Origin of the sequence: Shinella yambaruensis (assembly GCF_050859155.1) — a bacterium.
Lineage (GTDB): Bacteria > Pseudomonadota > Alphaproteobacteria > Rhizobiales > Rhizobiaceae > Shinella > Shinella yambaruensis.
Genome location: NZ_CP150638.1, coordinates 1291240 through 1311368, shown reverse-complemented (window position 1 = coordinate 1311368; position 20129 = coordinate 1291240). Strand labels below are relative to the sequence as shown.

General features: G+C 65.4%; 20 protein-coding genes and 1 pseudogene. 13 read left to right on the top strand and 8 right to left on the bottom strand.

The features are described from left to right. The first annotated feature begins 1 nt into the window (after position 1). The 3 genes from moaD (at position 2) to WMC41_RS06430 (ending at position 1992) form a co-directional block, all read left to right on the top strand. Entirely contained in the window at positions 2–256 is a 255-nt protein-coding gene (gene moaD / locus WMC41_RS06440; RefSeq protein ID WP_432347358.1) for a molybdopterin converting factor subunit 1, read from the top strand. Positions 257–259: 3 nt separating this feature from the next. Further along, complete coding sequence (locus WMC41_RS06435; protein ID WP_432347357.1) at positions 260–727, top strand: molybdenum cofactor biosynthesis protein MoaE; 468 nt, start codon at positions 260–262, stop codon at positions 725–727. A 338-nt stretch (positions 728–1065) separates the two neighbouring features. Further along, positions 1066–1992 carry an IS110 family transposase gene (locus WMC41_RS06430; RefSeq protein WP_432343942.1) on the top strand — a complete coding sequence of 309 codons (927 nt, stop codon included), beginning with the start codon at positions 1066–1068 and terminating at the stop codon, positions 1990–1992. Between the two features lie 29 nt (positions 1993–2021). Here WMC41_RS06430 and WMC41_RS06425 read toward each other — a convergent pair whose 3' ends face one another. Beyond that, positions 2022–2918, bottom strand: a complete 897-nt coding sequence (locus tag WMC41_RS06425; RefSeq protein WP_432347355.1) for a branched-chain amino acid ABC transporter permease — start codon at positions 2916–2918, stop codon at positions 2022–2024. A gap of 119 nt (positions 2919–3037) precedes the next feature. On the opposite strand from WMC41_RS06425, the gene WMC41_RS06420 reads away from it, so the two are divergent. The 3 genes from WMC41_RS06420 to WMC41_RS06410 are packed head-to-tail and all read left to right on the top strand — an operon-like array spanning position 3038 to position 5563. Then, positions 3038–3592, top strand: a complete 555-nt coding sequence (locus WMC41_RS06420; RefSeq protein ID WP_272804999.1) for a CGNR zinc finger domain-containing protein — start codon at positions 3038–3040, stop codon at positions 3590–3592. After that, positions 3589–4095 (top strand): hypothetical protein, encoded by a 507-nt coding sequence (locus tag WMC41_RS06415; protein WP_244765952.1) that lies wholly within the window; start codon positions 3589–3591, stop codon positions 4093–4095. The genes WMC41_RS06420 and WMC41_RS06415 overlap by 4 nt, the downstream gene beginning before the upstream one ends. 58 nt (positions 4096–4153) lie before the next feature. Beyond that, the gene (locus tag WMC41_RS06410) at positions 4154–5563 is read left to right on the top strand and encodes a hypothetical protein (RefSeq protein ID WP_432347353.1); all 1410 of its coding nucleotides are present in this window, start codon (positions 4154–4156) and stop codon (positions 5561–5563) included. A gap of 70 nt (positions 5564–5633) precedes the next feature. Here WMC41_RS06410 and ndk read toward each other — a convergent pair whose 3' ends face one another. Both ndk and WMC41_RS06400 read right to left on the bottom strand, forming a co-directional pair. Then, a complete protein-coding gene (gene ndk / locus WMC41_RS06405; protein ID WP_064329673.1) occupies positions 5634–6056 on the bottom strand; it encodes a nucleoside-diphosphate kinase in 423 nt (140 codons plus the stop codon). Between the two features lie 105 nt (positions 6057–6161). Next, complete coding sequence (locus WMC41_RS06400) at positions 6162–6851, bottom strand: glutathione S-transferase family protein (RefSeq protein WP_432347351.1); 690 nt, start codon at positions 6849–6851, stop codon at positions 6162–6164. 132 nt (positions 6852–6983) lie between these two features. Between WMC41_RS06400 and WMC41_RS06395 the strand changes: the two genes are divergently transcribed. The 5 genes from WMC41_RS06395 (at position 6984) to WMC41_RS06375 (ending at position 12140) form a co-directional block, all read left to right on the top strand. After that, positions 6984–7493, top strand: a complete 510-nt coding sequence (locus WMC41_RS06395; protein ID WP_432347349.1) for a DinB family protein — start codon at positions 6984–6986, stop codon at positions 7491–7493. A 198-nt stretch (positions 7494–7691) separates the two neighbouring features. Beyond that, positions 7692–7976, top strand: coding sequence for a hypothetical protein (locus WMC41_RS06390; protein WP_244765956.1), 285 nt, complete (start codon positions 7692–7694; stop codon positions 7974–7976). Between the two features lie 189 nt (positions 7977–8165). After that, entirely contained in the window at positions 8166–9248 is a 1083-nt protein-coding gene (locus WMC41_RS06385) for a GGDEF domain-containing protein (protein WP_244765957.1), read from the top strand. 89 nt (positions 9249–9337) lie between these two features. Continuing rightward, positions 9338–11224 (top strand): ABC-F family ATP-binding cassette domain-containing protein, encoded by a 1887-nt coding sequence (locus WMC41_RS06380; RefSeq protein ID WP_432347348.1) that lies wholly within the window; start codon positions 9338–9340, stop codon positions 11222–11224. Positions 11225–11312: 88 nt separating this feature from the next. Further along, entirely contained in the window at positions 11313–12140 is an 828-nt protein-coding gene (locus tag WMC41_RS06375; RefSeq protein ID WP_288081747.1) for a polysaccharide deacetylase family protein, read from the top strand. A gap of 6 nt (positions 12141–12146) precedes the next feature. On the opposite strand, the gene WMC41_RS06370 is transcribed toward WMC41_RS06375, so the two are convergent. Next, positions 12147–12989: a GNAT family N-acetyltransferase gene (locus WMC41_RS06370; protein WP_244765960.1), complete on the bottom strand. Its 843-nt coding sequence runs from the start codon at positions 12987–12989 to the stop codon at positions 12147–12149. Between the two features lie 249 nt (positions 12990–13238). Between WMC41_RS06370 and WMC41_RS06365 the strand changes: the two genes are divergently transcribed. After that, positions 13239–14345: a TRAP transporter substrate-binding protein gene (locus tag WMC41_RS06365; RefSeq protein ID WP_244765961.1), complete on the top strand. Its 1107-nt coding sequence runs from the start codon at positions 13239–13241 to the stop codon at positions 14343–14345. A 241-nt stretch (positions 14346–14586) separates the two neighbouring features. Here WMC41_RS06365 and WMC41_RS06360 read toward each other — a convergent pair whose 3' ends face one another. From WMC41_RS06360 to WMC41_RS06345, 4 genes and pseudogenes are all read right to left on the bottom strand, one after another. After that, positions 14587–16317: a TRAP transporter large permease gene (locus WMC41_RS06360; RefSeq protein WP_432347345.1), complete on the bottom strand. Its 1731-nt coding sequence runs from the start codon at positions 16315–16317 to the stop codon at positions 14587–14589. Between the two features lie 5 nt (positions 16318–16322). Then, a pseudogene (locus WMC41_RS06355) lies at positions 16323–16622 on the bottom strand (glycine betaine ABC transporter substrate-binding protein); the annotation flags it as partial. A 246-nt stretch (positions 16623–16868) separates the two neighbouring features. Next, positions 16869–18224, bottom strand: coding sequence for an IS1380-like element ISPme1 family transposase (locus tag WMC41_RS06350; protein WP_012112698.1), 1356 nt, complete (start codon positions 18222–18224; stop codon positions 16869–16871). A 134-nt stretch (positions 18225–18358) separates the two neighbouring features. Next, positions 18359–18934, bottom strand: a complete 576-nt coding sequence (locus tag WMC41_RS06345; RefSeq protein ID WP_272804990.1) for a TRAP transporter small permease subunit — start codon at positions 18932–18934, stop codon at positions 18359–18361. Positions 18935–19181: 247 nt separating this feature from the next. Here WMC41_RS06345 and WMC41_RS06340 point away from each other — a divergent pair, with 247 nt between their 5' ends. Next, positions 19182–20108, top strand: a complete 927-nt coding sequence (locus WMC41_RS06340; RefSeq protein WP_432347344.1) for a Gfo/Idh/MocA family protein — start codon at positions 19182–19184, stop codon at positions 20106–20108. The last annotated feature ends 21 nt before the right edge of the window (positions 20109–20129 follow it).

Sequence of the window (20129 nt, the reverse complement as noted above, 5' to 3'; positions counted from 1 at the left end):
GATGACGAAGCTCGTCTATTTCGCCTGGGTGCGCGAACGGATCGGCAAGGGCGAGGAGGAGATCGACCTGCCCGCCTCCGTCAGGACCGGCGGCGACCTGCTCGCCTATCTGAAGACGCTCGGCGAGGACTATGCCCACGCGCTGGAGCATGAGAAGGTCATCCGCATCGCGATCAACCAGGAGCATGTCGAGCACGACGAGTCCATTCTCGGTGCCCGCGAGATCGCCCTCTTCCCGCCGATGACGGGAGGCTGAGCGATGACCGGCGACGTCCCGGTCGTCGTGCGTGTCCAGACGGAGGATTTCGACGCCGCCGCGGAAGCCGCCCGCCTTGCCGCCGGGCGGCGCGATGCCGGCGCCGTCGTCACCTTCACCGGCCTCTGCCGCGACGAGGGCGGCAGGCTTTCCGCGCTGGAGCTCGAACATTATCCCGGCATGGCCGAGGCCGAGATCGGCCGCATCTGCCGGAAGGCCGTGGAGCGCTTCTCGCTTCTCGGCATTACCGCCATCCATCGTGTCGGCAAGATCGCGCCGGGCGAGAACATCGTGCTCGTCATCGCGCTCGCCCCGCACCGCCACGCCGCCTTCGACGGTGCCTCCTTCGTCATGGATTTCTTGAAGACCTCCGCTCCTTTCTGGAAGAAAGAGCACTTTGCCGATGGTAGCGAGGGCGGCTGGGTGGATGCCAACGAAAGCGACGATCGGGCACGGGAGGCGTGGTCGTAGCGGAAATCCGCGCCATGGTGTGCCATGTCGCGTGGATACTCGGGTCGAGCCCGAGGATGACGCCAGAAGGCAGGGTATACAGACCAGCCATGTTGCCTTTTGCCGCACCGTTTGACGGTCAGGCAACCTCTCCTCCTCTCCGTCATCCTCGGGCTCGACCCGAGGATCCTGTGTGTTTGGTCTGATGTAAGATGGTTGCGGGAAGGAGGCCGAGAGGATCCAGGCCGCCGTTTGTGACGGCAGGCCGCGGCGTGGCTTGGTCCCTTCCCGCTTCGCCCATCAACCTGAACAGTTGCACGGGGCTGTCGCCACAGACCCCGCACACAGGAGCAGGCGCCATGACGATACACCATACCTTCATCGGCTGCGACATCGGCAAGGACATGATCGACATCTTCGATCCGAGAACGGCCAGGTTCTGCCGCATTCCCAACGAGCAGACCGCGCTGTCCGCTTTTGCCCGTGGTCTCGACCCGGCCACCGACCTGGTCGTCTTCGAGGCGACAGGTCATTGCGACCGGCTGCTGCGCCTGTGTCTTTCGCAGGCCGGCATCGCCTTTGCCCGCGTCAACCCGAAGACGGCCCGGCGCTTTGCCGAAGCGCGGGGACGGCTGGCCAAGACCGACCGCATCGATGCCCGCTCGCTTTGCGAGATGGGAACCATGTTCGGCCTGACGGCCGAGGCGCCGCCTTGCCCGGTGCGCGAACGGCTGGCGGCCCTTGCCCGCCGCCGGGATCAGCTCGTCGATGCCCGTGCAACCGAGCGCCGGCATCTTTGCGATGCCTTCGATCCCGCCGTCCGCGCCGACATCGAGGCCATGATCGCCATCCTCGGCGAGAGGATCGCCTCGATCCAGGCTGCGATCGACGAGCAGATGAAGAATGGACATCTCGCTCAGCAGGCGCACCGCCTTACCTCCGCGCCCGGCGTGGGCAAGGTGACAGCCTTGACCCTGCTGGCCCATATGCCCGAACTCGGCAGCCTTTCGCCCAAAACAGCCGCAAGCCTTGCCGGCCTTGCTCCCTTCAATGACGATTCCGGCAGGAGATCCGGCCGCCGCCGCATCAAGGGCGGCAGGCCACGCGTGCGAAAGGCCCTCTACATGGCGGCCCTCGGCGCCATCAAGGCCTCAGCGCGCCTGCGCGCCTTCCATCAGGCCGTCTCAGCCAGAACAGGTTCCGCAAAGGCCGGCATCATCGCCGTCGCGCGAAAGCTCATCACGATCCTCAACGCAATGCAGCGCGACAAAACTAACTTCGCTTGAACACAGTTGCCACCCGCACGGCACACCCTCTACGGCACCGGCCGCTCCCGCCGGAAAATCACCAGCAGCAGGACGAGCGCGGAAAAGATCACCAGGTCGCGCCATAAGAATTCGCCATACGCGCTCCACAACGTCTCGGCGAGACCCATGGCCGCGCCGCCGAGGGCGGAGAGCAGCGGCGTGCCCGCCCCGCCGATGGCGGCGATGAACAGCACCTTCACCCCGAAGACGAGGCCGCCGCCGAAATCCATGTTGCCGTAGTAGGAGACGGCGAGGATGCCGGTGAGGCTGGCGATCAATGCCGCCAGCGCATAGGCCGAGAGGTAGACGCCCGCGGCATCGACGCCGCAGAGTTCCGCCGCCTGCCGGTCCTCGGAGACCGCCCGCCAGCGCCGGCCCCAGGCGGAACGGGCGAGGAAAACATGGCCGGCAAGGACGATGATGGCCATGGCCGCGGTGTTCGCCAGTTGCAGCACCGTCAGCGCGACGGGAAAGGCCGGATCGCCCCACAGCATGACCGGCGTGTTGAGGAAGGGCGGCAGCCAGAGGCTGCGGGTGTCCGCGGCGAGCTGCGCCGTCTCCATCAACACCAGCACGACGCCGAGGGCGGCGACCACCACCGTATTGTCCGAGGAGAAGGCGAGCGGGCGCATGACATGGCGCCCGACGACGAGGCCGGCGCCGACGCCGTAGAGCAGCGCCACGACCGCGCCGAAGCCGAGCGCGGCGGGCAGCACCAGCCACAACCGGTCCCAGCCGTAACCGGAAAACAGGATGAACATCTGCGCGGCGAAGGCGAAGAGTGCGCCATAGGCGACATCCGCCCGGCGCGTCACGGCAAAGGCGATCGAATAGCCGAAGGCGAGTGCCGCATAGAGCGCGGCAACGGGCGCGGCATTGGCGATCTGCTGGAGGAAATAGGCCATGGCGGTTCCGGGCTTTCCCGCATTGTCACGCACGCCTCCCGGGAAGCCACTGCCTGCCCTTCTGGAACCGTGCTGGAAATTATAACTGGCAAAAAGACTTTTACCAGTTAGAATATCGCATGACCTTTTCCTGGACCCCGCATCGTTTCTCCGGCGGCGCGCTCGCCCTCGATGTCGCCAATTCCGTGGTGCTGCGCGGCGATCCCGATCGGCGGATCGACCGTTTCGCCGATCCCGCCATCATGGACGCCTTCCCCGCCGGGGCGGACAGGCACGGGGCGGAGCATGCGCGTTTCGGCCCGCTCGAGGCGGTGAGCGAGGATGGACGCGCGGGGCTGATCGCGCTGCGCGAGGCGATCGACCGGCATTTTCGCGCCGAAGTGCGGGGCCATGGCACGCCGGCGCTGCTTGCCGACCTCCTGGAGACCATCGCCGCCACGCTGCGCCGCTCGGGCAACCGGCCGCGGGCGCTCGATACCGCGACGGCGCGCTCCGCCCTCCTGCTGCTGGCACATCCGGAGCCGGAGCGGCTGAAGATTTGCCCGAACTGCCATTGGCTCTTCCTCGACCGCAGCCGCAACCGCTCGCGCGCCTGGTGCGACATGGCCGTCTGCGGCAACCGGGCAAAGGCCAGCCGCCATTACCACCGCAACCGCGAGGAGACACGGCCATGAAAAAATCCTGGCTGATCCTGCTGCCGCTCCTGCTCGTCCTTGCCGCCTGCCAGCGCGAGGCGGGAACCGATCCGCTGAAGCTGACGGGCAAGATGTTCGTCTTCAACTACCGCCTCGCCTATGCCACCTACATGGTGACGCTCGACCGCACCGCGCCGGTGCCGGAAGGTTCCGTGGTGCGGGCCGAGTTCGAGAATCCGGCGGGCGGCGCGCCGCTGACGCTGGAGCGCAAGCTGTTCGCCAATCTCACCCGCGTCGCGCTGGAGAGCCCGGACATTTCCTGCGTGAAGAAGGGCGTGCCCTACAAGGTGGCCATCCAGGTCGTCGGGCCCGACGGCGCGGTGCTGCAAAGCCTGGAAACCCAGGTCACCTCCAGTGCCGACCAGAGCATCCTGCCGGCAAAGGCCCTGGTCGTCGGCCCCGGCTACGACAGGAACCCGGAGGTGTTCAAGGACGGCAAGACACCCGCGCATTTCGAAACGGCGACGTGTCCCGCCAGCTGACGAATATTCGCCAGGGATCGCGCGTTCCATCCAAAGCTGCTCCCGGAGGATCGGACACATGCGATTCCTGCCTGCCCTGGCTTTCGGCTTTTTAGTGTTCTCCCCTGCGGCCCATGCCGAGGAGGCAGCGGACTGTCCGGCAAAGCCCGTAATCCTTGCCTTTTCGGATACGGTGCTGGCGGACCGGGAGAAACTGCCGCGCTTGAAGGCGCGCGGTTTCGGGGCGGAAGCGGCCTATCTGAAAATCCGCTACGGCAGCCTTTCCATGGACGAGGCGACAGCCCTCGCCCACGGACTGCGCGATGCCGGCGTGCGCGAGGCGATCGATCTTGCCGGCGCCCTCGATGCGACGCGCGACGGGTTCGATGCGCTGGGCGATGCCGATCCGGTTCAGCTCAACGGGCTGATTTCCACCGTGCGTGCGATCCTGCTGCATGGGGATGGCGACAGGTTGCTGGCCGCGATCGCCAGCCTGCCGCCGGAGCGGCAAGTCTCGCTCAGCGGGCGGATCGTGCCCGCCATCGCGGACCGGCCCGATGAGGAGAAGGCCAAACTCGCCGCGTCGGCGGGCCGCCACAAGCTGTTCTTCCTTCAGGCAGGGCTCGTTGCGAGCCAGCGCGACCCGAATGCCTGGCCGGTCTTCGTTGCCGGCTTTCCCGACACGACCAGGCTTGCGGACCTGACGCAGCTCTGGAGCTGGGCGCCGGCGCTCGTCGGCAGTCCGGCCCTGCCGCGGCTTCCGGTGCCTGACGCCGCGGCCCAGGCGACGCAGAAAAGCCTGCACACCGTCTGGATCGCGGCGGCGAAGGAGCCGGAACGCGATTTCCTGATGACCTATGTGAACCAGACCGGCGATATCGCCTCGACAGCAAAGGTGGCAGAGGTGGTTCTGGCCGAGATCACGGCCGGGCGGGTCAGGCCGGAGGGTCTTCTCGATCCGGCATGGCTGGTGGCCTACAGGGCTCTTCGCGCCGCAGGGCCCGATCCCGCCGTGGTCGACTCGACGCTCGAAAGCATACCCATCAATACGCGCCGCGTCGTGCCCCGGACCGGCAATGTCTCGGTACGGGACCTCATCGACCGGGTCGTGGCGATCGACACGCTCGCTCCCTACCTCGCCGGCAAATCCGATGTCCCTCCGGACATGCCGACGGACATCAGCCGGAAATTCCAGGCGGAATGGCCCTTGTGGGTGGAGCTTTCCAAATCCCTGAAATCCGTGCCGCTGACACCGCTCGCCAAAGACCCGATCAAGGCGCCGATCGTCGCGGAACTGCTGTTTGCCGGCGGCGACCATGCGCGCCTTGCCGATTTCGTCCTTGCCGTCGAGCCGGTCGAAACAAGGCTTGCCCTTGCCACGGATCTTGCAATTCGCCTCGATCGCGGCTGCCGGAGCTATCTGCGCCACCCGGCCGAAGCGCTGCTCCTGGCCGGCCAGCCGCTCTTCAAGTTCGATCCGGCACAATGAAAAACCGGAGCCTTCCGGCTCCGGTTTCCAAATTCTGTCAAAGGCTTCCGGCCGGAGCCGGACAACCGATTCAGCCGACGATTTCGGTGTCGGAGAACCAGTACTTGATTTCCTGGGCAGCGGTTTCCGGCGCGTCCGAGCCGTGAACCGAGTTCTCGCCGATCGACAGGGCATGCGTCTTGCGGATCGTGCCCTCGTCGGCGTTGGCCGGGTTGGTGGCGCCCATGACTTCGCGGTTCTTCAGGATGGCGTTCTCGCCTTCCAGGACCTGGACGACCGTCGGGCCGGAGGTCATGCCTTCAACGAGCTCGCCGAAGAACGGACGCTCCTTGTGAACGGCGTAGAAGCCTTCGGCTTCGCGCTTGCTCATCCAGACGCGCTTGGAAGCAACGACGCGCAGGCCCGCGTCTTCGAGCATCTTGGTGATCGCGCCGGTCAGGTTGCGCTTCGTCGCGTCCGGCTTGATCATCGAAAAGGTGCGTTCAATCGCCATTTTCCCGTTTCCCTTGGTTTTCCGGTGAAAGTGGCCGGTTCCATAGCCGCCAACGCCCCGCAAAACAAGAGGGGCGCCGCGATTGGCGCCGTCAGCGGCAAAGTTTCACGCCGCCGTCACACGGTGGCCGACGCCGCCGTGCAGGTCGAGGCAGCGGGCGAACCAGCCGGCGACGGGATCGCCCTCCTCCAGCACTTTCGTGCCTGCCGTCGTGCGCAGCCACTGCAGCGCGCCGAAGACGATGTAATCGGGGAAAAGCGGGCCTTCACCGCCGATGAAGGGCTGGACCTTCAGCATGTTGCGCAGCGGCTGGAGCTTCTTGGCGAAGCCCTCCACCTCCGTCTTGCCGGCCGCCGCGATGTCCTCCAGCGAGGCGCCGAGGCGCTCCTCGCGGCTGCGGCGGAAATAGACCTGGTCGGCGGGCTCCAGCAGGTTATGGATGTCGAGGATGGCGATACGGGTGACGGCCATGTGCAGGGTGGATTGCGACCAGTTCTCGATGAAGCGGGCCATCGCCCTGCCGCCCTCCCCGCCGAACAGCGACGGCCGGTCGGGATAGGCCTCGTCGAGATAGAGGGCGATGTCGAAACTGTCGCGCACCAGCCGGTCGCCGTCGCGCAGGAGCGGCACCGTCGTCGTGCTGCCGCCCTCGATGGCCGGGATCTCGGTAAAGCCGACCGGGACCGTCTCGTAGGCAAGGCCCTTGTGGGCGAGCGACATCACCGTCTTCCACACATGGGGCGAGAACTGGCGGGTCCGGTCGGCGCCGGAAAGCGCGTAGAGCAATCGGGTCATCAAAGCCTCGTTTCGGTTTGCCGCCATTGGAGCGCAGGACGGCGCCGTACGCAAATCAGATAATTTCATGGGTGACATTCACGCGGCCGATGCGCGCTTCGGCTATAGTTGCGGCAGATCACGGAGACAACGATGCTCGACCACTACCGCATGTTCGCCGCCTACAATGCCTGGGCCAACCGCACGCTTTACGCCGAGGTCGGCAAGCTCGACGACGAGGCCTTTCGCCGGAACCTCGGCGCCTTCTTCGGCTCGCTGCACGGCACGCTGAACCATCTGCTCGCCGCCGACCGGATCTGGATGAAGCGCTTCACGGGCAGCGGCGATGCGCCGGCACGCCTCGATGCGATCCTTCACGAGGATCTTGCCGGCCTTGCGGCGGCGCGGCAGGCGGAAGACGCACGCCTGATCGCCTATACCGAATCGCTCTCGGAAGCGGCGATCGCCACCGATTTCACCTATAGCCCGCTCACCAATCCGGCGGTCATCACCCACCCGCTCGGCCCCGCCCTCACCCACATGTTCAACCACCAGACCCACCATCGCGGCCAGTGCCACGCCATGCTGACCATGGTGGGCGGACCGAGCATCACGCTGGACCTCATCTCCTTCGTGCGCACCGAGGGATCGAAATTCCTATAAATTTTAGGGTGAGTGACCCTTCCTGTTCCTGCAATAGTGGTGATACAGTTGCACGGTATGGGAGCGCTCGGCATCGATTTTGGGGGCTGCTCCGTCCTGTCACCCAAGTGACAGGCACGGGCGATCGGTAATGGGATAGTCGCTGCCATCGGGGCTGGTGCGGGACGGCACAGGCCTCTCCTGAAAGAGGGAAGAACAATGGCAAGAACGACCGAAGAGTGGGCAGCCCTGCTCGGCAGTACGCTTTGCAAGATGGCACGGGTTTACGGTACCGATGCCCCGAATGCCTACCTGCCGGAGGAGTGCTATCCGGTAATCGAGAAGACCTTCGAAGTGGCGCTGAAGGAAGCCCGCGCGGAGGGTTACGCGGCAGCGATGCGCGAACTCCAGCAAAATCGCGCGCCCCGCAGCAAGGAACCGGCCCGTTCGACCGTGATCGGGCAGGTGATGCGGGTGATCCCGCTCGCCCGGCGGACGGCGTGAGGTCCTGAACCATATCCCCGTGCGGCGGCGTCCGCGTGATGCCGCTGCACCCCGCGCAAGCGGGCTTGCGCATCGTCAACTTTGACCTGAATCTTTCTTCAGCACACGTAAAATTAACCGTGCAATCCGATAGTTACGCCGACCTTCCCCGAGCGCTGGCCCCACCCGCGCACCACCTGACGGCGTTTCATGAGCAGCAAAGACAGCACCACCCCGAAAGACACGCAGCCCGCCGTTCCGCCGATTACGGCGCGCATCGCGCATGTGATGGCCAATCTCGGCATTGCCGGCCTGCCGCGCAACTACGAACTGCTTTTCGAAGCGCTGAACGGCAATGCGAGCGTGGCGCGCGAGATCGCGGCGCTCGGCAAGGCACCGGAGCAGGCAGCGCTCGATTCGATCGCGCTGCGCCATTCCCTGCCCAGCCACAATGTGCTGGCGGCAGGCCAGGCGGCGGGCGAAGCGGTGCGCGTGCTCGCCGAAATCTCGAGCGCAGCGGAAACCAGCCGGCGCAATCGCGCGGCCGCCCTGCAGGAACTGGAGGAAATCGCCGCCCGCATGCGCAAGGACCCGGTGCTCGGCATTTCCGACTTTTCCAACGACACGGTCCGGCTGCTGTCGATCCTGCGCGACATCCTTGGGGCCGACCGCGCGTCCACCGCACGGCTGGAAGACCTGCAGGCCCATCTCGATGGCCTGCGCTCGGGCCTTTCCGTCAGCCGGGAAGCACTGACCCATGACCCGGTGACCGGCCTTGGCAACCATGCAGCGCTGCTCGGCCGGCTGAAGGCCTTCTTCCAGGCGGAGGCGGCGAACGCGACCTCGGCCCTTTTGATGTTCCGCGTCGAACAGCTTAGGGAATTCGCCGAGAGCCATCCGGCGGGCGCTGCGGAAAAGACGCTGAAGCGGCTTGCCGCCATCTTCCGCCGGTCGGTCAAGAAGGAGGATTTCGTCGCGCGCACCGGGCCGGACGTCTTCTGCCTGCTGCTCTCCAATGTCAGCCGCGAGATCGCCGTGACGATCGCCCGCCGCATCGCCGTGCGGGTTGCGGAAAAGCCCTTCCCCTTCATGGACCGGGAACTGCCGGCCGGCTTCCTGACCTTGACGGCCGGCGTCTCCATGAGCGACGCGGCCAGGACGCCGGCCACGTTCTACGACCAGGCGGAACAGGCGCTCGCCTATGCGGGCGACGCCGGCATTGCGCTGCGCATCTATTCGGCGGAAGTCGCCGATCGGGCCGGCCGGGCCTATCGCGGTGGCGCGGCGGCCTGACGCCGCCGCCTTCCCCGCTTTCTGTTTTGACACCATTTCGGGCGCAAAACCGCTTCGCACTTTCGCTGGAATTGCTCTATAGACCCGGCATGATCACGATTTCCGGCCTCACCGCCCGCGTTGCCGGGCGTCTCCTCATCGATAACGCCTCCCTTTCGCTGCCGAGCGGGGTGAAGGTGGGTCTTGTCGGCCGCAACGGCACCGGCAAGTCCACGCTGTTCCGCGTCATCACCGGCCAGCTTGCCGCCGAAGCCGGCAGCATCTCGCTGCCGAAGAACGCGCGCATCGGCCAGGTGGCGCAGGAGGCGCCGGGCACGGACGACCCGCTGATCGAGATCGTGCTGGCCGCCGACAAGGAGCGCGCCAGCCTCCTGAAGGAAGCGGAAACGGCGACCGATCCGCACCGCATCGCCGAAATCCAGACGCGCCTCGGCGATATCGGCGCCCATTCGGCGGAAGCCCGCGCGGCGAGCATCCTTGCCGGCCTCGGCTTCGACCACGAGGCGCAGCAGCGCCCGGCAAAGAGCTTTTCCGGCGGCTGGCGCATGCGCGTGGCGCTGGCGGCGGTGCTGTTCTCCGAGCCGGACCTCCTGCTGCTCGACGAGCCGACCAACTATCTCGACCTCGAAGGCACGCTATGGCTGGAAGACTATGTGCGGCGCTATCCGCACACGGTCATCATCATCAGCCACGACCGGGATCTCCTCAACACCGCCGTCAACGCCATCGTGCATCTCGACCAGCAGAAGCTGACCTTCTATCGCGGCTCCTACGACCAGTTCGAGCGCCAGAAGGCCGAGGCCGACGAATTGCAGATGAAGGCGAAAGCCAAGAACGAGGCTGCGCGAAAACACCTGCAAAGCTTCATCGACCGTTTCAAGGCCAAGGCCACCAAGGCCAAGCAGGCGCAGAGCCGCGTCAAGGCGCTGGAGCGCATGGGCACGGTCGCCGCCGTCGTCGAGACGCATGTCCAGCCGATCACCTTCCCGGAGCCGGAGAAACAGCCGGCCTCGCCGATCGTCGCCATCGAGGGCGGCGCGGTCGGCTATGTGCCGGGCAAGCCGATCCTCAGGCAGATCAACCTTCGCATCGACAATGACGACCGCATCGCCCTGCTCGGCTCGAATGGCAACGGCAAGTCGACCTTCGCCAAGTTCATCTCCGGCCGGCTGGAGGCCGAATCGGGCGTGGTGAAGCGCGCGCCGGGCCTCAAGATCGGCTTCTTCGCCCAGCACCAGCTCGACGACCTCGTTCCCGAGCAATCGCCGGTCGAGCATGTGCGCAGGCTGATGCCGGAGGCGCCGGAAGCGAAGGTGCGCGCCCGCGTGGCGCAGATGGGGCTTGCGACGGAGAAGATGTCGACACCCGCCAAGGATCTTTCCGGCGGCGAGAAGGCGCGCCTCCTGATGGGCCTTGCGGCCTTCGACGCACCGAACCTGCTCATCCTCGACGAGCCGACCAACCATCTCGACATCGACAGCCGCCGCGCGCTGATCGAGGCGCTGAACGACTACGAGGGCGCCGTCATCCTCATCTCGCACGACCGGCACCTCATCGAGGCGACCGTCGACCGGCTCTGGCTGGTCAACAACGGCACGGTGAAGACCTTCGACGGCGACATGGAGGAATATCGCAGCCTCATCGTCCAGTCCGGCAAGAAGGACGACCGGGAGAAGTCCGCCTCCAACAGCGGCGAGGCCAGCAAGGCGGACCTGCGCAAGGCGAATGCCGACCGGCGCGCCCAGCTCGCCCCGCTGAAGAAAAAGATCAATGAAATCGAATCCCTGACGGCGAAGCTGCAGAAGCAGATTCAGCTTCTTGACACGGAGCTTGCAGATCCGGCGCTCTACGAGAAGAGCCCGGCCAAGGCGGCGGAGAAGGCCAAGCTGCGCTCCATGGCGGTCGACAAATTGAACGATGCCGAGGAACAGTGGCTGGAGCTTTCGGCGGAATACGAGGAGGCGATGGCCGGGTAACGCGCCTTCCTCCTCAACCGCCGCAACGCTTCGTTAACCATGATTTGACAAAAGTTCTCGCAAGATCATTGCCTTGCGAGTGCACCCGATGCGTTGCCGTCTGCTTCTTGCCGCGTTGGCGGCCCTCTCCGTTCTTGCCGGCTGCAACACGACCAAGCCGCGCCCTTCCGCCCAGACCGCCTTTGCCGAGACCGGGACGACGAAGAAGCTCGACGCGGACGATCCCGTGCCGATGTCGCCGGCCCGCTGGGCCGGGCATACGGGGCTTGCGGGGCGGACCCTTGCCGTCGCCTCGCTCGGCGACCTGAAGCTGAAGCACAAGGAGGTCGTGCTGACCTTCGACGACGGCCCCGTGCCCGGCCGCACCGAGGCGATCCTCGACACGCTCGACCGCTACGGCGTGAAGGCGACCTTCCTGATGGTCGGCCAGATGGCGGACGCCTATCCGGCGATCGCCCGCAAGGTCGTCGCGCGCGGCCATACCGTCGGCAGCCACACCTATCGCCACGCCAACCTGCGCTACCTCGCCTTCGAGGCGGCGATGGCGGAAATCCGCAAGGGCGAAAAGGCCGTGGAACGCGCCACCGCCCGCCGGCCGGATTTCTTCCGCTTCCCCTATCTGGCGGATACGTCGGCGCTGCGCAGCGCCGTCGCCCGGCGCGGCACCATCATCATGGACATGGACGTCGATTCGAAGGACTACTTCAAGGTGACGCCCGCCTCCGTCGCGAGCCGCACCATGCAGGGCCTGCGCAAGCGCGGTCGCGGCATCATCCTGATGCACGACATCCACAAGCGCACCGCCACCGTGCTGCCCTCGCTGCTCGCGCAGCTGAAGGCGGAAGGCTATTCGGTGGTGACGCTGCGCCACACGGGCGACGCCGGGCCGCAGCTGCTCGCCATGGCCGGCCGATAAGGCGGCTCAGCCGAGCTCGAAGGTCGTGATGCCGTAGATATGGCCGAGCGGCAGGTCCGGCGCCGTGCCCCGGTACATGCGCGCCGTCTCGAAGACCGGCGAGAGACCGTGGCGCACGCACAGCGCCTTGGCCTCGGCGTTCGGCGCGGGAATGTCGAGAAAGATCTCCCCGCCGCCGACGGTGGCGACCAGCGCCCGGAAGATCAGCTCGGCGCCGACATCGGTGTCGGAGAACAGCGGTCCGATCTTGAAGCCTTCCCGGCAGGCGCGGATCGTGCCGTAGCCGGAAATGCCGGTGCCATGCAGAAGCGCCACGCTCTGGCGCGTCTCCTGCTCCTTCAGCCATTCGCGCAGGAACGCCTCGCGGCGTGCCGGATTGAAACGCGCATCGTAGTCGACGATCAGCGGCATGTGGACCGGGGAAACCGGCGTCAGCCGCGAATCGGCCGGCATCGGGCTCTGCACCCGGCCGCCATGGCGGATATTGGCATGGGCATAGGCGAAGCCGGAGCGGCGATAGTTCTCCTGCTGGGTGACGACGCCGTCGAGCCCGACGAGGCGTCCTTCCGCCAGATCCATCGCCGCGTTCCACAGGCGCAGGCCGACGCCCTGCCCGCGCACCTGCGGATGCACGATGTAGAAGCCGAGGAACGCGTAGTCCGCGCCGTAGCGCACGAGCGAGACCGCCCCCACGAGGCGCTTGTCCGCCTCTGCCACGAGATAGCCCTCGGGATCGGCCGCCCAGAACGGCGCGGCGTCGCCGAGACCCGGATTCCACCCTTCCGCCGCCGCCCAATCCAGAATGTCGACCAGTTCGTCGCGATAGGCCTTGCGAATCTCGATATCCATGGCGTGCCCTTGCCCGTGCCGTTCCACATCCAATCTTTCAACCGCAGCAAGGGCTGTCAACCTCGCGGACAACCGCCGGAAAAGCTCAAAAAACAGGCAGATAGCGACAAAACCCCACCTAAGACGAAAGTCGTAGCAGAGGCTTTCACCTTCCTTGCCGCCTCGGCTTGAAACCCCCTTGCCGACATGGTTAGGTTTCCGCCGATGACAAAGGGCGGAAAACCACCGCCCGCCATTGGGAGGAAAACTATGGATCGTCGTTCATTCATGAAGAAGGCCGGTGTCGCCGGCGTGGGCGGTGCGGCCGCCACCGTGCTTGCGGCCCCGGCCCTCGCGCAGAGCAATCCGAAGATCAACTGGCGCCTCGCCTCCTCGTTCCCCAAGTCGCTCGACACGATCTATGGCGGCGCGGAAGTCCTGTCGAAATACGTGTCCGAAGCAACGGACGGCAATTTCCAGATCCAGGTTTTCGCCGCCGGTGAAATCGTGCCCGGCCTGCAGGCCGCCGATGCCGCATCCGCCGGCACGGTCGAGGCCGCACATACCGTTTCCTACTACTACTGGGGCAAGGACCCGGTCTGGGCCCTCGGCGCAGCCGTGCCCTTCGCGCTTAACGCCCGCGGCATGAACGCCTGGCAGTACCATGGCGGCGGCATCGACCTCTTCAACGAATTCCTCGCCACCCAGGGCCTCGTCGGCTTCCCGGGCGGCAATACCGGCGTGCAGATGGGCGGCTGGTTCCGCAAGGAGATCAAGACCGTCGCCGACCTGCAGGGCCTGAAGATGCGCATCGGGGGCTTTGCCGGAAAGGTCGTCGAGAAGCTCGGCGTCGTGCCGCAGCAGATCGCCGGCGGCGACATCTATCCCTCGCTCGAAAAGGGCACGATCGACGCGGCCGAATGGGTCGGCCCCTATGACGACGAGAAGCTCGGCTTCTACAAGGTCGCGCCCTACTACTACTATCCCGGCTGGTGGGAAGGCGGCCCGACGGTGCATGCCATGTTCAACAAGGCAGCCTTCGACGGCCTGCCGAAGGCCTACCAGTCGCTGCTGCGCACGGCCTGCCAGGCGACCGACGCCAACATGCTGCAGAAATACGACTACCTGAACCCCTCGGCCATCAAGCGCCTCGTCGCCGCTGGCGCGAAGCTCAGCCCGTTCAGCCAGGAAATCCTGTCGGCCTGCTTCGACGCGTCCAACGAGGTCTATGCGGAGATGGAAGCCTCGAACCCGACCTTCAAGAAGATCTGGGACTCGATCAAGGCCTTCCGCGGCGAGTACTACCTCAACGCCCAGATCGCCGAATACAACTACGACACCTTCATGATGATCCAGCAGCGCAGCAACAAGCTGTAAGCCCTGCCGGAGGACGACGTGAAAAACCCCGGGGCAGCGATGCCCCGGGGTTTTTTCTTGCCGATCGAACCGGTGGAATGCCCCTCATCCCGCTGCCGCGACCTTCTCCCCGCAAGCGGGGAGAAGGAGATATGCCGCACTGGCCCGCGATTTTCGGGAAACCCTCGCCTCCTTTTCCTTCTCCCCGCTTGCGGGAAGAAGGTGGCCGGCAGGCCGGATGAGGGGCGAGCCCGCCGCCGCCTCAGTTGAACGACGGCGGGCTCGACAGATCGGTCGCCGGTTTCTCTCCGCCCTCGGCCGGCTTCTGCTCGCCGCTGCCCTCCAGCGGGTTGCCGGCGGGAAGCTGCAGGCCGCCCGGCAGGCCGAGGCCGCCGCCATTGTCGGGCAGCGTCAGGCCGCCGCCGAAACCGGGCACCTCGATCTTGATGGTCGCCGGATCGACGCCGCTGCCCTCGCCCTTGTAGTGCATGACCATGCCCGGGAAGAGGATGGTGAGGCCTACCATGACGATCTGGATGCCGACGAAGGGTACGGCGCCCCAGTAGATCTGCCCCGTCGTCACGGGCTGCATCTTCTTGCCCGTCACCTTGTCGAGATAGGGCACCTTGGCAGCGACCGAGCGCAGGTAGAACAGCGCAAAGCCGAAGGGCGGGTGCATGAAGCTCGTCTGCATGTTGATGCCGAGCAGCACGCCGAACCAGATGAGGTCGATGCCGAGCTTGTCGGCGGCCGGCGCGAGCAGCGGCACGATGATGAAGGCGAGCTCGAAGAAATCGAGGAAGAACGCCAGGAAGAAGACCAGCACGTTCACCGCAATCAGGAAGCCCGTCTCGCCGCCCGGCAGGGAAACCAGCAGATGCTCCACCCACAAATGCCCGTTCACGCCGTAGAAGGTCAGCGAGAAGACGCGGGCGCCGATGAGTATGAAGAGCACGAAGGAGGAAAGACGCGTGGTGGCGGTGAGCGCCGAGCGGACCACGTCCATGGTGAGCCGGCCCTTGGCCGCCGCCATGACGAGCGCGCCGACCGCGCCCATGGCGCCGCCCTCCGTCGGCGTCGCGATGCCGAGGAAGATCGTGCCGAGCACGAGGAAGATCAGCGCGAGCGGCGGGATCAACACGATGATGACCTGCTGGGCCAGCCGCGACATCATGTTGATATTGAGCGTCTTGTCCGCCACCGCGACGATGTAGATGAAGAGGACGCCGACGGTGCCGCCGAGGATGTCGGCGTTCTCGCCCTGCGTCGGATAGAGATAGATATGCGCCGCATAGGCAAAGCCGGCCGCGACGGCGAGCGCGATGGCCAGCGAGGTCACGCCCGAGCCGAGCGAACGCGCCTCCAGCGGCAGCGCCGGCATGGAGTCCCGCCTGAGGAAGGTCATCAGCAGGATGTAGAGCATGTAGAGCCCGGTCAGCACCAGCCCCGGAATGAGCGCGCCGGCATACATGTCGCCGACCGAGCGGCCGAGCTGGTCGGCAAGCACGATGAGGACGAGCGAGGGCGGGATGATCTGGGCAAGCGTGCCGGAGGCCGCGATGACGCCCGAGGCGATCGACCGGTCATAGCCGTAGCGCAGCATGATCGGCAGCGAGATGAGGCCCATCGCGATGACCGACGCGGCGACGACGCCGGTGGTGGCGGCAAGCAGCGCGCCGACGAAGATGACCGCATAGGCAAGGCCGCCGCGGATCGGCCCGAAGAGCTGGCCGATCGTGTCGAGAAGGTCCTCGGCCATGCCCGACTTTTCGAGCACGATCCCCATGAAGGTGAAGAAGGGGATGGCGAGCAATGTGTCGTTCGACATCACCCCCCAAAGCCGTTCCGGCATCGCGTTCAGCAAGGGCCAGGACAGGTTGATCGAATCGGAGAGGGGCGCGAGCTCCACGCCGATGATGAAGAAGAGCAGGCCGTTCGCCGCGAGCGCGAATGCCACCGGATAGCCCAGCAGCAGGAACACGATCAGCGACATGAATTGAGATAGCCCATGACATCGGCGCCGGCGCGGTCGGAGAAGGTCTTGGTCACCAGCGTCTGGACCTTGTCCTTCGGCCAGTCGTTCTTCTTCGGGTCCGGGCAATCGGCGACCGTGTTGCAGCGCTTCCACTCGGCGGCGTCATAGGGCACGCCGTGCTCGAGCTTCACCATCTCGTACTTGCCGAGAAGGGCCGTCGGCGCCCAGTAGTAGCCGACCCAGCCTTCCTTGCGCTCGTAGGCCTTCGCGATCGAGCCGTCGAGGCCGGCGGCCGAGCCGGTGTCGACCAGCGTGAAGTTCGCCGCTTCCCCGCCATAGGCCTTGTAGCCGACATTCCCCAAGTGGCCTGCCGCTTGACTTCAAGATCGCCTGATTTTGCTCGCTGGGCAAGCGTTTTTCGCCCCGAGCGGTGTCTGTCGTCGCGCAAACGGCCGAAGTCGGGTGGATCAAGCCTCGAACCCGCAGCATTCTGGCCCGGCAGAGCCGCTTTTCCGCGCGGCAGACGGACCTGTCCTGCCGCTTTCGTTCAGCTTGGGCATGGATCGTGGTCATGCGCATGACGGAGGCGTTCGAAGACGGCGGATGGCGGCAAGGACGGCCCGCACCATCGGGCCGGTGACGGCGACCTCGGCCAACTGGAAGGTAATGGCGCGGGCGTGGCGGACGACGCGGGCGCCGATCTTGATCAGCTTGAGTTGCAGGCTGGTCAACGACCAGTCCGCCATGGCCTCGGGCAGTTCGATGCAGCGCAGGAAGGTTGCCAGGTTGTAGGCCAGCGCGTGCAGTTGCAGCCGCACCTCGTTGTGCCGGAACTTCCGGCATGACAGCCGCGTCCAGCGAAAGGCATATTTGCCTTCCTTGATGTGCTGCTCTGCGGTGCCGCGCTGGTTGTAGAACCTCACCACCCAGTCTGGCTCCATCGGCAGGTTGGTGACGATGAAGCCGACTTTGGGGAACAGCTCGCCCGGATGCCATTCGATCTTGGCGATGACGCGGCGCGGCTTGTCCCAGGACGCCGCCTGATACTCGAAGTCCTCGAAGAACCGTTTGACCTTGGTCAGCGAAGGCCGTCCCACGGGCCGTGTCAGCCGATGCGCGATCTTCTCGCGCAAGACGGCGTTGGCGGGCAGACGGATGGCGTAGAAGAACCTGGCTTCTTCCAGCCGCATATAGATCGCGGGGATCGCGTAGGCAGCGTCGGCCCGGAAGAAGCGTCCACCAAGGTCGCGGCCAGCATATCGGGCAATGACGGGATCAAGGACATCCCGCCAGCCATCGGCGCTGTGGACATTGCCGTTACGCAGGGCGCAGCGCTCCAGCATGCCAAACTGGTTGAACAAGAAGATGGGGTGATAGCAGGTGCAGTCGAAATGCCCGTTCCAGGCAGCACCTTCCTGATCGCCGTGGGTGGGGCTGACCGAGCTGTCCATGTCCAGCACGATGTATTTCAACCCGTTGCGGTCATGAAACCGGTCGATCCATTGGCCGTTCAGATCGGCCAGCGCCGCCCGGTTCGCGGCCAGAGCCAGCGTCTCGGTCTCGAACCGTCCCATCTGCGATGCCGAAGCAGCTTGCGCCTCGACGGCCCTGCCGCCAACGACCTGACGCATCACGGGATCGAGGGCCAAGCGGTCGGCATCGTTCACATCCTCGTATCCGGCCAGTCGTCCGAACACCGATTGCCGGAACAATCCGTCAAGCCGATGGAGCGTGTTCTTCCCGGTGCGGCTGTCTCGCAGCGCCTCCGACGCCAGATTGGACAGGCCGAGCACGTCATCAAGCTCGCGCATCACCAGCAGGCCACCGTCTGAACTGATCTGCGCACCACGGAACTCCAGACGCACACGGCGGTCGAAATCAACCCGATCTCCCCGCGCCAAGCCCGCACCCTCCAGGTGATCCATGAAACGCGCCCCTCGCAGCCGTCAACGCCATGATTTATATGCGAAATATCACGATTACGACAGCGAAATCAGCGACTTACTTGGAGAATGTGGGATGAACATGATCGGCGCAAGGTTTTCCGCGATGAATTCGATCATGCGCCCTTCTCCTCTGCGATGACCGAATCGAGCGGCGCGTGCGTCGGCACGTAGGGCGTCGGGTCCTCCATATCGCCGCGCATGATGGCGATCTTCTTGATGATCTCGGAAACGCCTTGGAAGGCCAGAAGGACGAAGCCGGCCAACAGGATGGCCTTGGCCGGCCAGACGATCAGGCCGCCGGCGCTGGAAGAGCCCTCGCCCGAGCGGAACGACATCAGGACATAGGGAACGAGGAAGTAGACCATCAGCAGCACGAAGGGCATCAGGAAGAGGCAATGGCCGATGAGGTCGATCCAGTGCTGCACCCTGCGCGAGAACTTGCCGTAGACCACGTCGATGCGGATATGCTCGTTCTGCGCCAGCGTATAGGCGGCGGCGAGCATGAAGGCGCCGCCGAACAGATACCATTGTGCCTCGAGCCAGGCGTTGGACGATGTGTTGAAGACCTTTCGGACGACGGCATTTCCGGCACTGACGAGCACGGCGATCAGGATCAGCCAGCCGACGGCCTTCCCGATATTTTCCGTGATCACGTCGATGAGCCGGCTGAAGGCCAGCAGCGCTTTCATGAGAACTCCTCCCCGCTTGGTATGTTATTGCTTTGGTGCCAAGCACAGGCAGAGTGCCGATTTCAAGGCTCGTTTCAAGTCCGCGGCCCGGTTTTCCCGGCCTGAGAGCCTGCATTAGACGAAAGGCGAATACGGCTTCGGCCGCATTGCACAATCGATAGGCAGATATGCGCGCGCCGGCACCCTTGCCCCAACCGGCGGTTCTGCTACAACAGTGCCAAATCATCATACAAATGAGGGCGGAGCCATGTCCCCGATCAAACTCGCAATCGTCGGCGTCGGCAAGATCGTGCGCGACCAGCATCTTCCGGCCGTCGCGAAGAACGGCGACTACAGGCTGATCGCCGCGGCGAGCCGCCACGGTACGGTCGACGGCATCGACAATTTCACGTCGATCGACGCGATGCTGGCCGCCGTTCCCGCCATCGAGGCCGTGTCGCTCTGCATGCCGCCGCAATATCGCTACGAGGCGGCCGAAAAGGCGCTGTCGGCCGGCAAGCACGTCTTCCTGGAAAAGCCGCCGGGCGCGACGCTGTCCGAGGTCGCCGACCTCGAATCGCTCGCCGCCGCCAGGGGCCTCACGCTCTTCGCCAGCTGGCATTCGCGCTATGCCCCGGCGGTGGAAGCGGCGAAGGCCTTCCTCGCCGGCACGACGATCCGCTCCATGCGGGTGATCTGGAAGGAAGACGTGCGCCATTGGCATCCGAACCAGGAGTGGATCTGGCAGGCGGGCGGCCTCGGCGTCTTCGACCCGGGCATCAACGCGCTGTCCATCGTCACCCATATCCTGCCGCGCCCGGTCTTCCTCACCGCCGCCACGCTGGAATTCCCGGAGAACCGCGACGCGCCGATCGCCGCAACGATGACCTTCACCGATGCCAGGGGCCTCGACCTTGCCGCCGAGTTCGACTGGCGGCAGACCGGCAAGCAGAGCTGGGACATCGTCGCTGAGACCGATGCCGGCGAGATGGTTCTGTCGGAGGGCGGTGCGAAGCTCTCCATCGACGGCAAGCTGGTGCACGAGGAGCCTGAGCAGGAATATCCGATGCTCTACAAGCACTTCGCCGATCTGGTGAAGGCCGGAAAGTCCGACGTCGACCTCGCGCCGCTGCGCCACGTCGCCGACGCCTTCATGCTTGGGCGGCGGAAGTTCGTCGAGGCGTTCTACGATTGAGGCAGAGGTCGCCCCTCATCC